The sequence below is a fragment of the Endozoicomonas sp. ALB115 genome, assembly GCF_049310245.1.
In the GTDB taxonomy this organism is placed as follows: Bacteria; Pseudomonadota; Gammaproteobacteria; order Pseudomonadales; family Endozoicomonadaceae; genus Endozoicomonas.
Map to the genome: position 1 here is coordinate 1 of NZ_JBLYZG010000013.1, position 15,989 is coordinate 15,989.

General features: G+C 50.2%; 13 protein-coding genes and 1 pseudogene. 7 read left to right on the plus strand and 7 right to left on the minus strand.

All coding sequences use genetic code 11. The annotated features are described in order from the left end of the window. Together ACO6VE_RS08240 and ACO6VE_RS08245 are read left to right on the plus strand one after the other, a co-directional pair. Nucleotides 1–233, plus strand: a 233-nt coding sequence (locus ACO6VE_RS08240) for a hypothetical protein (RefSeq protein ID WP_422460751.1), incomplete at its 5' end; no start/stop codon positions are given. Nucleotides 234–256: 23 nt separating this feature from the next. Next, complete coding sequence (locus ACO6VE_RS08245; protein ID WP_101746299.1) at nt 257–529, plus strand: HU family DNA-binding protein; 273 nt, start codon at nt 257–259, stop codon at nt 527–529. Nucleotides 530–611: 82 nt separating this feature from the next. Here ACO6VE_RS08245 and ACO6VE_RS08250 read toward each other — a convergent pair whose 3' ends face one another. The 6 genes from ACO6VE_RS08250 to ACO6VE_RS08275 form a co-directional block, all read right to left on the minus strand. Further along, nucleotides 612–941 (minus strand): helix-turn-helix domain-containing protein, encoded by a 330-nt coding sequence (locus ACO6VE_RS08250; RefSeq protein WP_101746298.1) that lies wholly within the window; start codon nt 939–941, stop codon nt 612–614. 177 nt (nt 942–1,118) lie between these two features. Further along, complete coding sequence (locus ACO6VE_RS08255) at nt 1,119–2,369, minus strand: NupC/NupG family nucleoside CNT transporter (RefSeq protein ID WP_422460753.1); 1,251 nt, start codon at nt 2,367–2,369, stop codon at nt 1,119–1,121. Between the two features lie 257 nt (nt 2,370–2,626). Continuing rightward, on the minus strand, nt 2,627–3,517 hold the full coding sequence (gene mmsB / locus ACO6VE_RS08260; protein WP_422460755.1) for a 3-hydroxyisobutyrate dehydrogenase: 891 nt from the start codon (nt 3,515–3,517) through the stop codon (nt 2,627–2,629). Between the two features lie 29 nt (nt 3,518–3,546). Continuing rightward, entirely contained in the window at nt 3,547–4,323 is a 777-nt protein-coding gene (locus ACO6VE_RS08265) for an enoyl-CoA hydratase (protein ID WP_422460756.1), read from the minus strand. Nucleotides 4,324–4,325: 2 nt separating this feature from the next. Next, the gene (locus ACO6VE_RS08270; protein ID WP_422448267.1) at nt 4,326–5,495 is read right to left on the minus strand and encodes an acyl-CoA dehydrogenase family protein; all 1,170 of its coding nucleotides are present in this window, start codon (nt 5,493–5,495) and stop codon (nt 4,326–4,328) included. 118 nt (nt 5,496–5,613) lie between these two features. Next, nucleotides 5,614–6,801 carry a thiolase family protein gene (locus tag ACO6VE_RS08275; protein WP_422460758.1) on the minus strand — a complete coding sequence of 396 codons (1,188 nt, stop codon included), beginning with the start codon at nt 6,799–6,801 and terminating at the stop codon, nt 5,614–5,616. Nucleotides 6,802–6,978: 177 nt separating this feature from the next. On the opposite strand from ACO6VE_RS08275, the gene ACO6VE_RS08280 reads away from it, so the two are divergent. Continuing rightward, a complete protein-coding gene (locus ACO6VE_RS08280) occupies nt 6,979–8,511 on the plus strand; it encodes an ankyrin repeat domain-containing protein (protein WP_422460759.1) in 1,533 nt (510 codons plus the stop codon). Nucleotides 8,512–8,855: 344 nt separating this feature from the next. Further along, a pseudogene (locus ACO6VE_RS08285) lies at nt 8,856–9,038 on the plus strand (spermidine acetyltransferase); the annotation flags it as partial. 125 nt (nt 9,039–9,163) lie between these two features. Here the strand turns inward: ACO6VE_RS08285 and fabV are convergent. Then, nucleotides 9,164–10,366, minus strand: coding sequence for an enoyl-ACP reductase FabV (gene fabV, locus ACO6VE_RS08290; RefSeq protein WP_422448273.1), 1,203 nt, complete (start codon nt 10,364–10,366; stop codon nt 9,164–9,166). Nucleotides 10,367–10,700: 334 nt separating this feature from the next. Here fabV and ACO6VE_RS08295 point away from each other — a divergent pair, with 334 nt between their 5' ends. The 3 genes from ACO6VE_RS08295 to ACO6VE_RS08305 all read left to right on the plus strand — a co-directional run bounded on the left by ACO6VE_RS08295 (nt 10,701) and on the right by ACO6VE_RS08305 (nt 15,951). Then, nucleotides 10,701–13,319, plus strand: coding sequence for a hypothetical protein (locus ACO6VE_RS08295; RefSeq protein WP_422460760.1), 2,619 nt, complete (start codon nt 10,701–10,703; stop codon nt 13,317–13,319). A 190-nt stretch (nt 13,320–13,509) separates the two neighbouring features. Further along, nucleotides 13,510–14,790, plus strand: coding sequence for an L-methionine/branched-chain amino acid transporter (gene yjeH, locus ACO6VE_RS08300; RefSeq protein WP_422448277.1), 1,281 nt, complete (start codon nt 13,510–13,512; stop codon nt 14,788–14,790). A 63-nt stretch (nt 14,791–14,853) separates the two neighbouring features. Then, nucleotides 14,854–15,951: a serpin family protein gene (locus ACO6VE_RS08305; protein WP_422448279.1), complete on the plus strand. Its 1,098-nt coding sequence runs from the start codon at nt 14,854–14,856 to the stop codon at nt 15,949–15,951. The last annotated feature ends 38 nt before the right edge of the window (nt 15,952–15,989 follow it).

The following is a 15,989-nucleotide window of genomic DNA, read 5'->3' on the forward strand; positions in this document are numbered from 1 at the left end:
GAATAGCGGGGCTATTTGACGAAGAAGCAGGAATTTTTAGACCAATTTATCGCAACCGCAGTAGGACAGTCTTAAGTCCGACAGGCTCCTACAAGGTTTTCTCCCATCATCTGTTTTTCCAGCAAGAGATACACGTCAGGCTGATTGTGTTTCACCACCTGCCCAGGTTTTTCCCTGAGCCAAGCGAAGCCAGAGGCGGATCACCCATCTTCTGGTATTTTCTTTCCACATAACTGGTAATTCCCTGAGACTGGATATGAACAAGAAAGAACTGGTTGAGCAAGTCGCTGAACAAGCTAACCTGTCCCGAAGCAAGGCCGAGCTGGTTGTCAATGCCTTTATCAGCAACACACAGGAGACACTGGCAAGCGGCGACATCGTTCAACTTATTGGTTTTGGCACATTTTCGGTAGCAGATCGGGCGGCCAGGAAGGGGCGCAATCCACAAACCGGTGAAGAAATTCATATCCCCGCCTGCAAGCTGCCTCAGTTCAAGCCGGGCAACAAGTTCCGAGAAATGATCAAATAGACGCCCACTGCATTCTGAAACTGTTCTGCAAAAAGCGAAAAAGCGCCGGTAAGGCGCTTTTGTCTGAGCGTATTTTGTTACTTTATGCCATGGCTCTCATCACATTCAGAATGGCTCTTTTCTTCATCAGGTTCATTCGATGTAATTGACCGATAATCTCCCCATCCACTTCCGAGTCACTGATTACCTCATCAGAGCTGACCAGGTACTGGTTTCCACGCCCGGTGGCCAGCCACTCGAAAGACACCTCAAGAATTTCAGCCATTTTTCGCAGATTCTCGAGACTGGGACTGCTCATACTGGTTTCCCATTGGGCCAGTGCACTTCTGGATACACCAATCAAATCCGCCAGGGCCTGCTGCGAAAATTTCTTGTCTTTACGGGAGCATAAAATCCTTGTTGTCAGGTTCATCCTTGCACACTCACGACAGGTTCAGAAAGATATCCATGCCAGCAATACACACAGATACCCCGACATAGTTATTTCACTATGTCATTCGGCCATTTCCTGAAAAGCGTTAGATTCAGCTGATGAAGGGAAAATACAGGAAGGAAAGCAGGCCACGGTCAGACCGTGGCCCAAAAAACATTACAGAGACAACATCAGACCAGCGATGGTTGCACTCATAAGATTAGACAGAGTACCAGCAGCCACTGCCTTGATACCCATGCGGGCAATATCCTGACGACGGTGTGGTGCCATAACGCCCAGACCACCCAGGAGAATGGCAATAGAAGACAGGTTGGCAAAACCACACAGTGCAAAGGTGATGATGATCTGCGTACGCTGTGACAGCACTTCAACACCAGCCGCCGCAGCCGCTTCAGGGTTCAGGTAATTAACAAAATCCATGTAAGCAACGAATTCGTTCACCACCAGCTTCTGGCCAATGAAACTGCCCGCTGTCACGATTTCATTCATTGGCACACCAATCAGGAAGGCCAGCGGACTGAACAGATAGCCGAGAATGATTTCGAGGCTCAGGTCAGGGTAGTCAAAGAAGCCACCAATCCAGCCCATGATACCGTTAACCATGGCGATCAGGGCAATGAAAGCGAGCAGCATGGCACCAACGTTTGCGGCCAGCTTCATACCGGAAGAAGCACCAGAAGCGGCTGCGTCTATTACGTTGGCAGGCTTTTCATTGTCACCTTCGTCATCAACCAGCTCAGAATTATCCGGCGTATCGGTTTCCGGCTTGATCATCTTGGCCATCAACAGACCACCAGGTGCCGCCATGAAGCTAGCTGCAATCAGGTACTTAAGCTCGACACCCATGCCTGCATAACCCGCCAGAACAGAGCCTGCAACAGAAGCCAGACCACCCACCATGATGGCAAACAGCTCAGAATTAGTCATACGACCAATATAGGGTCTTACCACAAGAGGAGCTTCCGTCTGGCCAACGAAAATATTTGCCGTTGCCGACAGAGACTCTGTACGACTGGTACCCAGTACTTTCTGTAACGCACCACCCAGGAAGGTAACCACCTTCTGCATAACACCCAGATAGTAAAGAACAGCAACCAGAGAGGAGAAGAAAATGATAATCGGCAGTACGTTGATGGCAAAAATAAAGCCGACCTTGAAGTTACCCAGGTCACCAAACAGGAAGCCGATACCCTGATTGGCGTAGCTGATCACATTACTGACCGCGTTGGAGACACCACCAAGAATTTCCTGACCCAGGGGAACATAAAGAACCAACGCTCCCAGTCCGGCCTGAATGGCAAAGGCACCACCCACAGTTCGCAGGTTGATCGCTTTTCGGTTATCGGACAGTAAAAAGGCAAGTGCCAGAAGGCTGGCAATGCCCACCAGACTCATAAGTATTTGCATGGGAAAAGGTGACCTCAGATGGATGATCGGTGCCGACCGGTGACCCGGCGAGAACTTCAGATAAATCCGGGGGATTGTATAACCTGATTTACAAAAACAGAACCATTATCTGACACAACTGTTCAAAATTAGAACAGCTTCTAAGCAAAACATTGAGTCATATCAACAGAAGAAAAATAAACTGAACGATAATCGGCATCTATCTATTAAATAATAAAATTGATCATGCATTCAAAGAAATAGTAGCCAATAATCGTCTAATCTGCTGACTCATACAGCTGAATAATGCTTGAAAAGTCCTGGTGATTGCCGGAGCGAATTGCATGCATTTTATACAGATTGTCAGCCAGTGATGCCATGGGCGTTGCGGTATGGCTGCTGGCAGCCGTATTCAGAGCCAAACCAAGATCCTTGGCCATCAGTGCCACCATAAAACCGCCCTGGTAACCATGACTGGCCGGAGTCTGGGGCATGACGCCCGGCACCGGGTTGTACTTGTCCAGTACCCAGTTCCCACCTGAACTGTTCTTCATGATTTCTGACAGTACTGCCGGATCAAGGCCATTGTCGATACCCAGTTTAAGAGCTTCCGATGTGCCTGTCATAACAATAGCCAGCAGCATATTGTTGCAGATCTTGGCCAGCTGCCCCGCACCCGTCTCGCCAGCGTGAAAAACAGTCTGCCCCATTATCTCAAGATAGGGCCGGGCCTGCTCTACGGTCTCGGCACTGCCACCCACCATAAACGTCAGTGTTCCAGCAGCAGCTCCGGCGGTACCACCGGACACCGGTGCATCAACAAAGTCGATACCCTGCTCTTTTGCCTGCTGCCCGACTTTTCTGGCAACTTCAGCTTCTATGGTGCTGCAATCAATCACCAGACAACGGTTGCCTATCGTTTGGAAGAGTCCATCATCTCCCAGGTAGAGTGATTCGACCTGTTTGCCAGCCGGTAACATACTGATCACCACACTGGCACCCTGTGCAGCCTCAGTCACGGATTCGGCCTTTGAGCCTCCGGCTTGTTCCAATTGATCAAGCGCCTCAGGAACCAGATCATAACCACAGACATCATGCCCGGCTTTCACCAGGTTCTGAGCCATGGGACCACCCATATTGCCAAGGCCGATAAATGCAATTTTTGTCATTAATATCATCCTTATTCAAAATAGTCGGATTAGTCGTAATGCCACTCAGGTTTGCGCTTCTCAAGAAACGCACTGACGCCTTCCTGCTGGTTCCTGCCATTGAACAACGTCAGGAACTGCTCCCTTTCCTCTGGCAAGACATCTCTGGAAAATCCGGAACGCCCCATCTGGATCAGCTTTTTACAGGCCCTCAAGGCATCCGGACTCTGGTTTCCGGCATTGGCCGCAAGCGCTTTCGCCCGTTCAAGACTCTTACCACTGTCCACCATTTCCTCTATCAGTCCAATTGCCAATGCTTTTTCTGCGGTCACTTTCTCGCCGCAGAGAATCATGCGCTTGGCCCAGGCTTCGCCCACCAGCAGGGTAAGGTTCTGAGTTCCGCCGGCACAGGGTAATAACCCCACCGACGCTTCAGGCAGGGCCATAATGGCACCCTGTTCAGCGATGCGCAGGTCACAGGCCAGCGCCACTTCCAGCCCACCACCCATGGCATAACCGTTGATGGCCGCAATGCTGAGCCCCGAAAAGTTACTGAGGGCTTCAAAAGCCCTGCCAAAGCTTTGTGCAAATGGGCGAGCTTCCTCCGGGGTCAGGTTATCAAAGCGCTTTAAATCAGCGCCTGCACTGAAGAACTTCTCCGAAGCCGAGGTGATCACCAGGGCAATCACATCAGGCTCACGGTTCAACTGGTGAATAATCTGCTCCAGCTCATCAAGGCTTTCTGGCGTCCAGGTATTGGCCGGAGGATTGTCCAGGGTGAGAATGGCGGTACGTTCTTTACAGGTGAGACGTAACTTTTCAGACATAATCACTGTAACTCCATACCGGTATCAGAAATGCTCTCGGAAAGTAAACGACGGGCGACAATCAAGCGCATAATTTCATTGGTTCCCTCCAGAATCTGGTGGACCCGGGTATCCCGCACATGTCGCTCCAGAGGATACTCCCTGATATAACCATAACCGCCATGAATCTGCAGGGCCTCGTTACAGACCCTAAACCCGATATCCGTAGCAAAACGTTTAGCCATGGCACAGTATGCGGTTGCTTCCGGATCCTGATTATCCAGTTTGAAGGCTGCCAGTCGAACCATCTGGCGGGCAGCCACCAGCTCGGTATTCATATCCGCCAGCTTGAACTGCAAGGCCTGGAAACCGGCCAGTTCACGACCAAACTGCTTCCGCTCTTTCATATAGGCCCGAGCCGTGTTCAGTGCCTGCTGAGCTGTACCTATGGAGCAGGTGGCGATATTGATTCGACCACCATCCAGACCTTTCATCGCAAAAGAGAAGCCCTGACCTTCCTTGCCCAACAGGTAGTCTGCAGGTATACGAACATTGTCAAATGAAATCAGTCGGGTTGGCTGGGCATTCCAACCCATCTTTTCCTCCTTCTTGCCGTACTGGATACCTGCCAGATTGGCGGGAACGGCAAAGGCGGAAATGCCTTTCGGACCGTCTTCGCCGGTTCTTGCCATCACCAGCAGCAGATCGGTACTGCCAGCCCCGGAAATAAACATTTTCGAGCCATTGAGCACATACTCATCGCCATCCCGCCCGGCGCTGGTTGTCAACGATGCGGCATCACTGCCCGATCCGGGCTCGGTAAGGCAATAGGACGACAGCTTGCTGCCACTGACCAGCCCTTCCCCCCAATCTGACTTTACCCGATCCGTAGCAAACTCACTGATCATCCAGGTAACCATATTATGAATGGTGATATAGGCGGTGGTAGCCGTACACCCCATGGCCAGCTGCTCAAAAACAATATGGGAGTCCAGCCTGGACAGGCCCAGCCCACCCATGGACTCATGGGTATACAGGGCACAGAACCCAAGGTCTCCCGCTGCCCTGATTACATCAACCGGGAAATGACAATCAAGATCCCACTGTGCTGCATGGGGGGCCAATTCGGCATCGGCAAATTGCCGGGCCAGATCACGAAAAGCGACCTGCTGTTCAGAAAGGTGATAATCCATATAAAAATGCCGCCTCTTGTGTTTTGTTATTTGTGAGGCCTGGGGCATGCGGCATTTTTATTAGTGGTTAGTGCATGCTCGCCAGGTTGGTGCACACGAAAAGTATCGGTAAGTTTTTTTATAACATCTCGACCGCGATGGCGGTAGCTTCTCCTCCACCAATGCAGAGTGAAGCAACACCTTTGGTGCCGCCGGTCTTTTTCAGGGCATGCAACAGTGTTACCAGAATGCGGGCACCGCTGGCACCCAGGGGATGACCAAGTGCGCAGGCACCGCCATGAATGTTGACCTTATCATGATCCAGGCGCAGTTCGCGGATAGCCATCATGGCCACTACGGCAAACGCCTCATTCACTTCAAACAGGTCTACCTCGCTGGCCTGCCAGCTAATTTTTTCCAGTAGCTTACGGATGCAGTCTACCGGAGCAATGGTAAATTCTTCAGGCTTCTGAGCATGGCTTTGGTAGCCAATAATTCTTGCCAGAGGTTGTAAGCCCTGTGCTGCTGCATCACTTTCACGCATTAACACGAGCGCCGCTGCACCATCGGAAATAGAGCTGGAGTTTGCCGCTGTCACGGTGCCCTCTTTGCTAAAGGCCGGACGTAACTGACGGATTTTCTCCGGCCTGGCCTTGCCCGGCTGCTCATCAATATCAACCAGCCCTTTACGGGTTTCAACCGGCACAATTTCTTCAGCAAACGCACCAGAACTGTTCGCTTTGCTGGCCCGTTCCAGAGATGCAAGGGCATAGTCGTCCATAGCCTCGCGGCCCAGGCCAAAGCGATCAGCGGTTGCCTGGGCAAAGACCCCCATGGCCACGCCCTGGTAAGCATCCTCCAGACCATCGGTGAACATATGATCCTTGACCTGGCCGTGACCCAGTCGCATCCCTCCCCTGGCTTTATCCAGCAGGTAAGGGGCATTGGTCATACTTTCCATACCACCGGCCACCACCAGATCGGCTTCACCGGTTTTCAGCTGGGTTGCTCCCAGCATCACCGTTTTCATACCGGAACCGCAGATTTTGTTCACTGTAGTGGCTGGGACATGGTCGGGAATACCGGCATGCAGTGCCGACTGACGGGCAGGCCCCTGGCCGGTACCTGCTGGCAATACACAGCCCATCAGTACTTCTGATACATCCTCTGGAGCAACGCCTGCCCGCTCCAATGCTGACTGGATCGCAACAGTACCCAGTTCCACCGCTGTTATAGACGACAGATTACCTTGAAATCCACCCATTGGGGTACGGGCAGCGGAAACAATAACAATGCTTTCCTGTGACGGGTTAGGTGCAGAAGACATAGTGAAACTCACTTTTTCTGTAATTTATTCTTTCTGATTTGCAGGACAGTGTCCTGTGTTTTTCTTGCAACTGTCTCTGTGCATAATAGCTTTATTGGTAACAGAAAACGATTATGGAATTTTTCCAACTGATTCTTGTCCTACTCATCGTCTTGAGTCATGAAGCAGGCCAAAGCAATGAATGATGTCAGGAGCAACGCGGCAGATTTCCCATTTCTCTGTCCTATCTGTAACCATAACGGGTATATCAGAGGACAACCTGGTGGAAATTCACTGGTCAAAACCTCTTGCCCGGCATCCCACGTTTTCCACCTGAAATGCTTCACCCAATGGGTTGAGAGTGAACAGCAGGCCGCAATAAATCTTGACCAACGCCAATGCACTCAATGCCTGCAACCGGCGCTGCCATTGATTCGTCTGGACGGGGAAAGCGTCCTTGACGACGAATCACATTATTGTGAATCCATGATGCTTAATGCCTGCCGTACCGGGAATCTCGGCAACCTGAAAATGCTGCTGCGCGAAGACGAGGCTTTGGCAAAACGGACTTACCGTTCGGCGCTCACCGGTCATCCTGAACACCCGTTAACTGTTGCCATCAATTACGGCCATACTGATTGCGTTCGAGCCCTGATCGACAGCCATGCTGATGTCAATGCCGCCAATCACAATGGTGTGACACCCCTGAACATTGCAGCCCGGCAGCGCCGCACCGATTACTTGCAAATGCTGACCCGGGCCGGGGCGAATATCATTAACTTACTGCGCACCGCTGTCTGGGAGGGCAATACTGACCTCCTTAAATACCTGAGCAGCACTCAACCCGGCCAACTTGCTCTTGATAAAGCTCTGCGCGAAGCCGCCATACAGGGGCAGACGCAGTGCCTTGAAATCCTGATCAAGGCGGGAGCGAAGGACCTTGATGATGCCTTGTACAGTGCGGTCCTGGCAGAAAATATCGAGAGCCAGAACATTCTGGTCGAACAAGGAGCGGATATTACGACCCTGCTGCACACTGCTGTCAGAAAAGGTTCTTTAGAATGTATCGATAACCCGATCTTCTTGAGATACGTCAATGCCACCGATAAGAAAGGCAGAACCCCACTGCATATTGCCGCTGCCAAGAGCCGCACCAAATGCCTTAAAAAGCTCATTAAAACCGGTAGAGTGAATATCAATATCGCTGGTAAATTCGGCTGGACGGCTCTCCACTTAGCCGTTAGATACGCCAGTACAGAAACCGTCATGGCGTTACTGGGCGCTGGCGGCATCAAGGTCAATGAGAAGACTAACGCAGGCTGGACAGTCCTCCACTTAGCTGCCAGATACGCCAGCGCAAAAACCGTCATTGCTTTACTGTCCGCTGAAGGCATCAAGGTCAATGAGAAGACTAAGGCTAACTGGACGGCCCTCCACTTAGCTGCCAAATACGCCAGCACAAAAACCGTCATTGCTTTACTGTTCGCTGAGGGCATCAAGGTCAATGAGAGGGAAAAATATAACTGGACAGCTCTTCACCTGGCTGCCCGCTATGGCCGCACAAAGATCGTCAAGGCGTTATTGAACGTTTCGGATATCCAGATCAATGAGCAGACTGACACAGGCTCGACAGCTCTGAGCTTTGCTACCAGGTATGGCCACACTACTTGCAAAAAACTCCTTACTGAAAATGGGGCAATAAATAATCAGTCGTTCTGCCTTCTACAGTGAGCCATGTTTATTCAATAAAATTCCAACACTTTTGATTGGTTGTGTTGTCGGGCGAGAACCAGATAGCCACTTACCCCTACATTCACGTAGAATACCGAAACTTCTGCACTCTAATACAGGGGGCAGACTGTAAGTAGTTAACCAAATGAAATCATATATTTCTGACTAAGTTGTCAGTCACTCTGCGGCGTTGCAACTCCGGTCACATAGCTACGGCTATGCTCCCTACGTTGCGCCTTGCATAGCAACTGCCCACTTAGCCAGAAATATACGATTCCATTTGGCCAACTACTTAGAAGTCTTATTGATATACAGAGTCAATCTCTGACTGACGGAATTACCGGATGAAAAGCAGTATCCGACTGAGAGCACTGGAAAAGAAAGACCTGCGGTTTGTGCACTCTCTTAATAATAACCGCAGTATTATGTCCTACTGGTTTGAAGAGCCCTATGAGTCTTTCGATGAACTGGAAGATCTTTATGGCAAGCATATCCATGACAATACCGAACGCCGTTTTGTTGCTGAGCTTACGGCCACGCCGGAGCTTTCCGGCGTAGTCTGAAGCAGTTGGCCCCCTTGACGGACAACCCCATATAACTTTGATATCCCGTATTCTCAAGCAGCGGCATCCCTGCCTTGCTGATCGACCTGTCAGATATCAATTACCTCAAAAGGCACCTGGGGATTCACATCAGCATCATAATCCACACCCTCAACACCGAAACCAAACAACTTCAGAAACTCTTCTTTATAGAGGGTATAATCGGTCAGCTCCGCCAGATTGTCATTGGTCAGCTGTGGCCAGATATCCTGGCAGTGCTTCTGAATATCTTCTCTCAGCTCCAGGTCATCAAGGCGAAGACGGTTGCTGTCATCCACTGCCGCAGCCGCACCATCACTACGGTAAAGACGCTCACGGAACATACGGTTGATTTGTTCGATACACCCTTCGTGTACGCCCTCTTCCCGCATTTTCTTGAAAACCATGGAGATATAGAGCGGCATAACAGGAATCGCCGAACTGGCCTGAGTGACCACACTCTTCAGTACCGCGATATTGGCTGAACCATGGATTGATTTCATCGAATCGTTGATGGCATGGGCTGTACGGTCCAGATCTTTCTTGGCTTCACCCAGGGCACCATCCCAATAGATCGGCCAGGTCAGTTCCGTACCAATATAGCTGTAGGCCACTGTCTTGCAGCCTTCTGCCAGAACGCCCGCAGCAGACAGCGCGTTCATCCACAGTGCCCAGTCCTGCCCCCCCATGACCGTAACCGTTGCTTCCACCTCTGCGTCAGTGGCCGGTTCCACCGTCGCTTCAAACAATGCATCTTTGTTGGTATCCACTGCGGTAGCGCGATATGGCTCACCCATCGGCTTCAGTACCGAGCGAATCACCTCGCCAGTATCCGGCAGTTTTCGCACGGGTGATGCCAGCGAGTAAACCACCATATCCACCTGGCCAAGATCCTGTCTGATCAACTCAATGGTCTTTTCTTTGGCTGCGTGGCTGAAGGCATCGCCATTCAGGCTTTTGGCATAGAGGCCAGCTTCGTGGGCCAGCTGATCGAAGGCCGCAGAATTGTGCCAGCCCGCGGTTCCCGGCTTGTTTTCGGTGGCCGGCTTTTCAAAGAACACACCAATGGTGGCCGCACCGGAACCAAAAGCTGCGGTGATACGAGAAGCCAGTCCATAACCACTGGAAGCACCGATCACCAGTACTTTTTTGGGGCCATTGGCTACGGGACCCAATGACCGGGTGTAAGCAATCTGCTCCTTCACATTGGCTTCACAACCTACCGGGTGAGTGGTTGTGCAGATAAATCCACGAATCCTTGGTTTAATGATCATCGTTGTCCCCAACAAGTGAAATCCGGTTCGAAAACCAGGGGCCAGTCATGAGCCCGTCTGTATGAATAACCCGGTAGCTTATCCAAAAGCCACAGCCCGGGAAAGAGATGGCGCGTATAAGTCGGTAGCGTTATGGATCGGTTTGTTAGAATTTGTAAAGAGCAGGCGAGGTGAGCGGTTATTGATAATGCCGATACAGCAAGATCTTCAGTAAAAAGGAATAACGTCCTGTGTGGCGTCGGAAATAATACTAAAGTACCTTTTACTGCCTTTATGAAATATCCAGGTTAACAGCCGATAGGTGGATTGTCAGTCATAGGTTATGGAGACTCCTGTGATACCTCCAGGTTACCCTTCAGAGAACCAACCCCCGGTCGAGGTTAAAAAAGACTTTGCCAAGGCACCTCCGGTTGCGCCGCAAACACTCAGCTCTATGGTCTCTGAACCTGGTGCCTGCTTTACCAGCCTTGAACAACGCACTATCGCTCAAGTGGTCACTGATAACTGTCTGACAAAACCGGAGACAAGGCCCGAACCGTTAACCTCTGCAGGTTTCTCTGACGCACCCAATACAGCGGTAAGCAAGCACATAGATCAAACCGTTGTCACGTTAAGACTCAGTAATGCATTTAAGGGTGCCTGCCTCAAGCCCCTGCCACCATGGGTAGAGGTCGATCCCGATGCATTGAATGATACTGCCTGGCTCGATCAATTCCTGAGCAAAGAGGATCAACAGTGGGTTGATGTCGTATTAATTCAAGAAGGTAAGGCTTGTCCCCGGGTTAAGGGGCAAACGCCCGGGCTTAATCCCCTGCTGCCAATCGTAGCGGTGGTGAAACCCAGCCAGGCTTATAAATCAATCATTGCAGAGCAGACAAGGCACCCGGTTTCGAAACGCTGCCATTACCAATGGCTTGATCGGTCCGAACTGCAATCCCCAGAGCAGCAGGTGCTCAGTGTCTATCAGGGAAAAAGACCTGCTGCAGTTCTTGAATATCCCTCGACCCTGGACCCCAGGATTGGTTCGGCAGAGTTATTTCCCGGTCTGGATACCAGGGTATTGGCCAACCCATTTGGTCAGGGTGTAACCATCATCGCACAACGCAGAGACGAACCACAAAGCAAGTATTATGCGAACCGCCTGGAGGCCCTGGTAAAAAAAGAGTGGCACCAGGCAGAGGCTGATATAGCCAGAGGGGTTCCCAAAGATCTTGCCCTGCTTCATAGCCACATCAGAAACCTGCACAAGCGTGGCGAACTGGAACTGGTAAAACCTGATTGCATCAGGCGGGAGATCATCCATGCCCGTGAACAACTGTCAGCCTATAACCAGTCAGTCAACCCTGGTCAGTTAACACCAACGCAGCTGGCCGTAAGGAAACAGGCTATTCAGGAACGGGTCACGGAACGCTTCAATCAACCCGCTGTTACCCAGAAACAACTGCGCTGTTTGTCTGAACATAAGCAAGTATCCAGACCATTATCTGAAAAGATGAATACAGATGCCGGAGAGCTTCTGGCTGACGAGATGATCAGTAACTATGAGCAGCAGTTAACCCGGGAAATACCCACTGAACAGACAGCGGCAGAACAGCAAGCGAAGCAGATTCTAACCAGTAATAGAGCAATCCAGAATGAAATAAGCAACATAATCGATCAGCACCTTCATCATCCGGAACAGTTAAAACTCATGATTTTAAGGCATAAAATCACCGATCTCAGAAATGATCAACTGCTGCTGTTTCAGGTATTAGACTCACCGGCATTAACATCTATTGCCGGAAAAATCAGCTGGCAGGCGGCAATGGAGTTCAAGCGGGTTGGCTATGATCTGAACGATGAACTCACCCTTCCCGGCCGATGGACTGACCGACTTCTGGATCCTGACAATCCTCCCCGGAAGCTGGGTAGTGGGAAGGAGAATACGGTGTACCTGTTATCCTATAAAACCGGAAATGACACAGTAAAGCGGGTGTTCAAACCTGAACTGGCCGTTGACATCTCAAGCTGGAGAAAAATCATCTCTCCACAGTTGTACCACGACAGGTATCATCCAAATCTTACGGCCAGAAATCTGGCCACCGGCGAGATTGCCCGCCTGCTGGGCATGAACGTGATGCCCGATATGTCATTTTGCGAACATAACCACCAGATTGGACTGGAGATGGAACTGGCTTCAGGAGTATCAGCCAGGACCAGTGTACGTGCCAGCGCTGCTCCTAAACAAAAGAAAAAGCTGGCCCATCAGGAACTGCTGGATAAGGAGGGCAACCGGGAAATCAGGAGCAAAATATTCAGCGGCCTGGCTGACCTTGAGCTGTTGGATGCCATTTGTGCCCAACCAGACCGACATGATGGAAATTACTTCATAGACTACGAAACTGGCCGGGTCATCGGCATTGATAACGATACCTGTCTTTACCCGTTCAGAGACATCATTGCGCCATCCGCTGACAGTATAAACGCTAGATACCGTAAAGGATGCCGCGTCGGTTATCCACGGCTGATGACCCGCAAGTCTTATGATCGTTTACAGAAGCTTGATGTAGAAGTGTTGTGTGACTCACTACCAGCCTGCTTCGATCTGAACGTTAAAAACGCTCTGATGCAGCGAATATTCCTGATTCAGGAACACAGTCAGGCATTATTCTTTGCAGGGCGGATAGTCGATGACTGGGAATCGTGGCGTGACCCAACCACAAACGAATCCGCTATCGGGTTTCTCACTCTGCCAATGCATGACATTGTCAACAAAGAACGGAAGGCCCTTAAGGAAGAAGAGAGTCGTATCCAGCCTCTGCTCAGTAAATATCAGTCAAATGAACCACTGTCTGATCGGGAAAGCAATCTTGTCAGAGGCTATTTATGGAGAAATAAACTGCTGAGTAATGATGAAGTGAATCAGAGATATGCTATCAGCCGAAGCTATTTTTACACGGCCATATATTATTAAACTGGCAGCATGACGTGGACAGCGCCATTGAACATGCCCTGGCCATTCTATAGCTGAAAACCAACTGTATTATTTCCCCCGGGTATCCGATAATTCGACGGAATCCCAAGTCAATCTGGCCTATAGTAAATGCCTTAATCCGTTGCCATAGAAACAAATAACAAGTGATATCCCAGAGGTAGTCATCACAGTGCAGTTACAAACTTCCGGAATTGGATGCTGGCAGGGAGCAGGGCTGCTCACCACTACCCTGCTAGGCACCAGCGTATTTATTCTTCCCCAGTTAACCATTGAACTGGCAGGCTACGGAGCCCTGTGGGCCTGGGCCCTGCTTACCCTGACCATTATTCCGGTGGCATTGGTGTTTGCCAGTCTGGCCAGCCGGTTCCCCCATGCAGCCGGACCGGCCTATTTCGTGGAAAAGGCCTTTGGCTCTGTCGCCGGAAGAACCATCGGCATCATTTTTCTTTGCGCTGTCCCCCTGGGTGCACCTGCTGCCATCATTATGACCTACCAGTTTATTGATGCCCTGTTTATGGTGCCGGGCTCAATAATCATTGTCGTTCAATTAGCGTTCCTGGTCTTGCTTTATGCTCTGAATTTTCGGGGCATACATATTTCTGCCACCCTTCAGCTGATACTGACTTTTTCTATCATGGCGGTACTGATTCTGATGATGGTGGCCCGGGGGGTAGTTGATGTACCCGCCTCCCCGGAGAAAACTGTCGTTAGCAGCAGCATGATTCTTAAAGCCGCCGGGCTTGCTTTCTGGAGTTTTCTGGGAATGGAAGCCATGTCCCATCTGGCAGGTGACTTTCGAAACCCCGAAAAAGACCTGAAACCGGCCATCATGATCGGCGTTACCATCGTTGGCTGTATTTATCTCGCCTGTACATGGTTGATACTGTCCATACCGGTGACGGCTCCCCTGGCCATGGCGGGTGTTTTTGATCAGCTGTTGGGCGGACTGGGTTCACCAATCATCGGGACTCTCGGGCTGGCAGGTGGTATTGCAACTGTCAATGTCTACATCGCCAGTCTGATTCGTCTGACACTGAGTTTCAGCCAGGAAGGAGTGTTGCCAGCCTGGTTCAGTAAACAGAATCGTTACGGTGTTTCCGAACGCGCCCTGGCAACCGTGCTACTTATCATTGCAGCGATTCTGATCTTTACTCACTGTACCGATCAGGATCTGGAAGATCTGGTTTCCTGGGTCAATGGGGTTTTCGTTATTATTTACCTGGCCTCCATGCTGGCAGCCTTCCGACTGCTGCCTGCTAAATACCACTGGATGAACCTGCTTGGCTGCCTGTTCTGCTTTATGCTTGCCTGGGGCCTCGGGTGGAAAATGGCGTATGCCGCTGGCATGCTGGCGATTGCCTCACCATTGCTATGGTGGCAAAGGCAAAAGCAAAAGTCGGCTTGTATGGATCCTGGTATTATCGATCATCACTACAGTGTGGATAAATGAAAATAAGCAGCTAGGCTCTGAGGGCGATAATGAGAACTCATTTTTGGTTCAGGAGTCCATGAAATGAATTTTCCTCCTGCTTTTTCCCCCTCAGCACAATACTCACCCACCGCTGCATCCGCAAGCGCACAACCATTAACGGACTCGTCGTACTCCAGGTTTTTTCACTCTCTTGAAGAGATGAGCGATCTGGGGTCGGATGTTAAACGTTTTATGGAGATAGCGAAAAAAAATATTCGTGATCGAAATATTGCGGCTTCACCGTTTCTGGTTTCTGAAACAGAAAAGGTAGCCAACGAGTTACTGGGACTACTACAACCCGATGACATAAGTGATAAACCTGATAACCCGGCAGATCACAGTTCACTGGAGAAAATCCATTTGTTCTCTAAAACCACAACCATTGACATGACGCTGAAGCAGTTGGGCGTCCCCTGTACCAGCAGTCGTGAACTGAGACAACAAGGGTACGATAACGCCACTCAAAGGCTCAATGAACAGATTGCCAAAGATACAAACGGAGTGATTACCAACCTGCTCAACCCTGGCACGCTGAAAGACCCAAAAACAGCTTTCTTGTTAGTAAGCTGGTTGTTTCAAAATGTATCGTGGAAACAACCTTTCATGGCAATACCCCAGAAATATCAAACAGAAATGACCTGGAACGGTCAGAAGCAGCCGGAGATCGTCTGGATGAAAAGCGGCAAGGGGACAACCTTAGTTACTTATAAAAATATTTCAGACTTTGAGTTTATTGCCTTGCCCGTTAAGGAATCCGGGTTGAAAGCTGTTTTCATAATGCCTCCCAAAGCGGCGCAACAAGAACACAGTGACGAAGTCAGCCATATCCTGACCACAGGCTTGAACTCATTATTTGACGATGAAATTGATCAAGGGAACGTCTCACTGTGTTTACCCAAATATCAATTCGATTATGTCTATGAGACAGAATACCCTGAGTTGCTCGGTTCAGGAAAACACAGGACAAACCTTAGCATCAATGAGGCAGGTGCCCATGTTGCGGCTTCATTCCAAATTCGTGGCGGTGGGAGACCTAATCTGCTGTACATCAATCGCCCCTTTTATTTTGCCATGATTAAGGATCAGGGTGATCAACGAAGGTTATTGGGTGCCGCCTATATTAAAGAACCATGGGGATAGTGAGTGATGGTTAACCAGTTAATCCCAAATGGTTATTA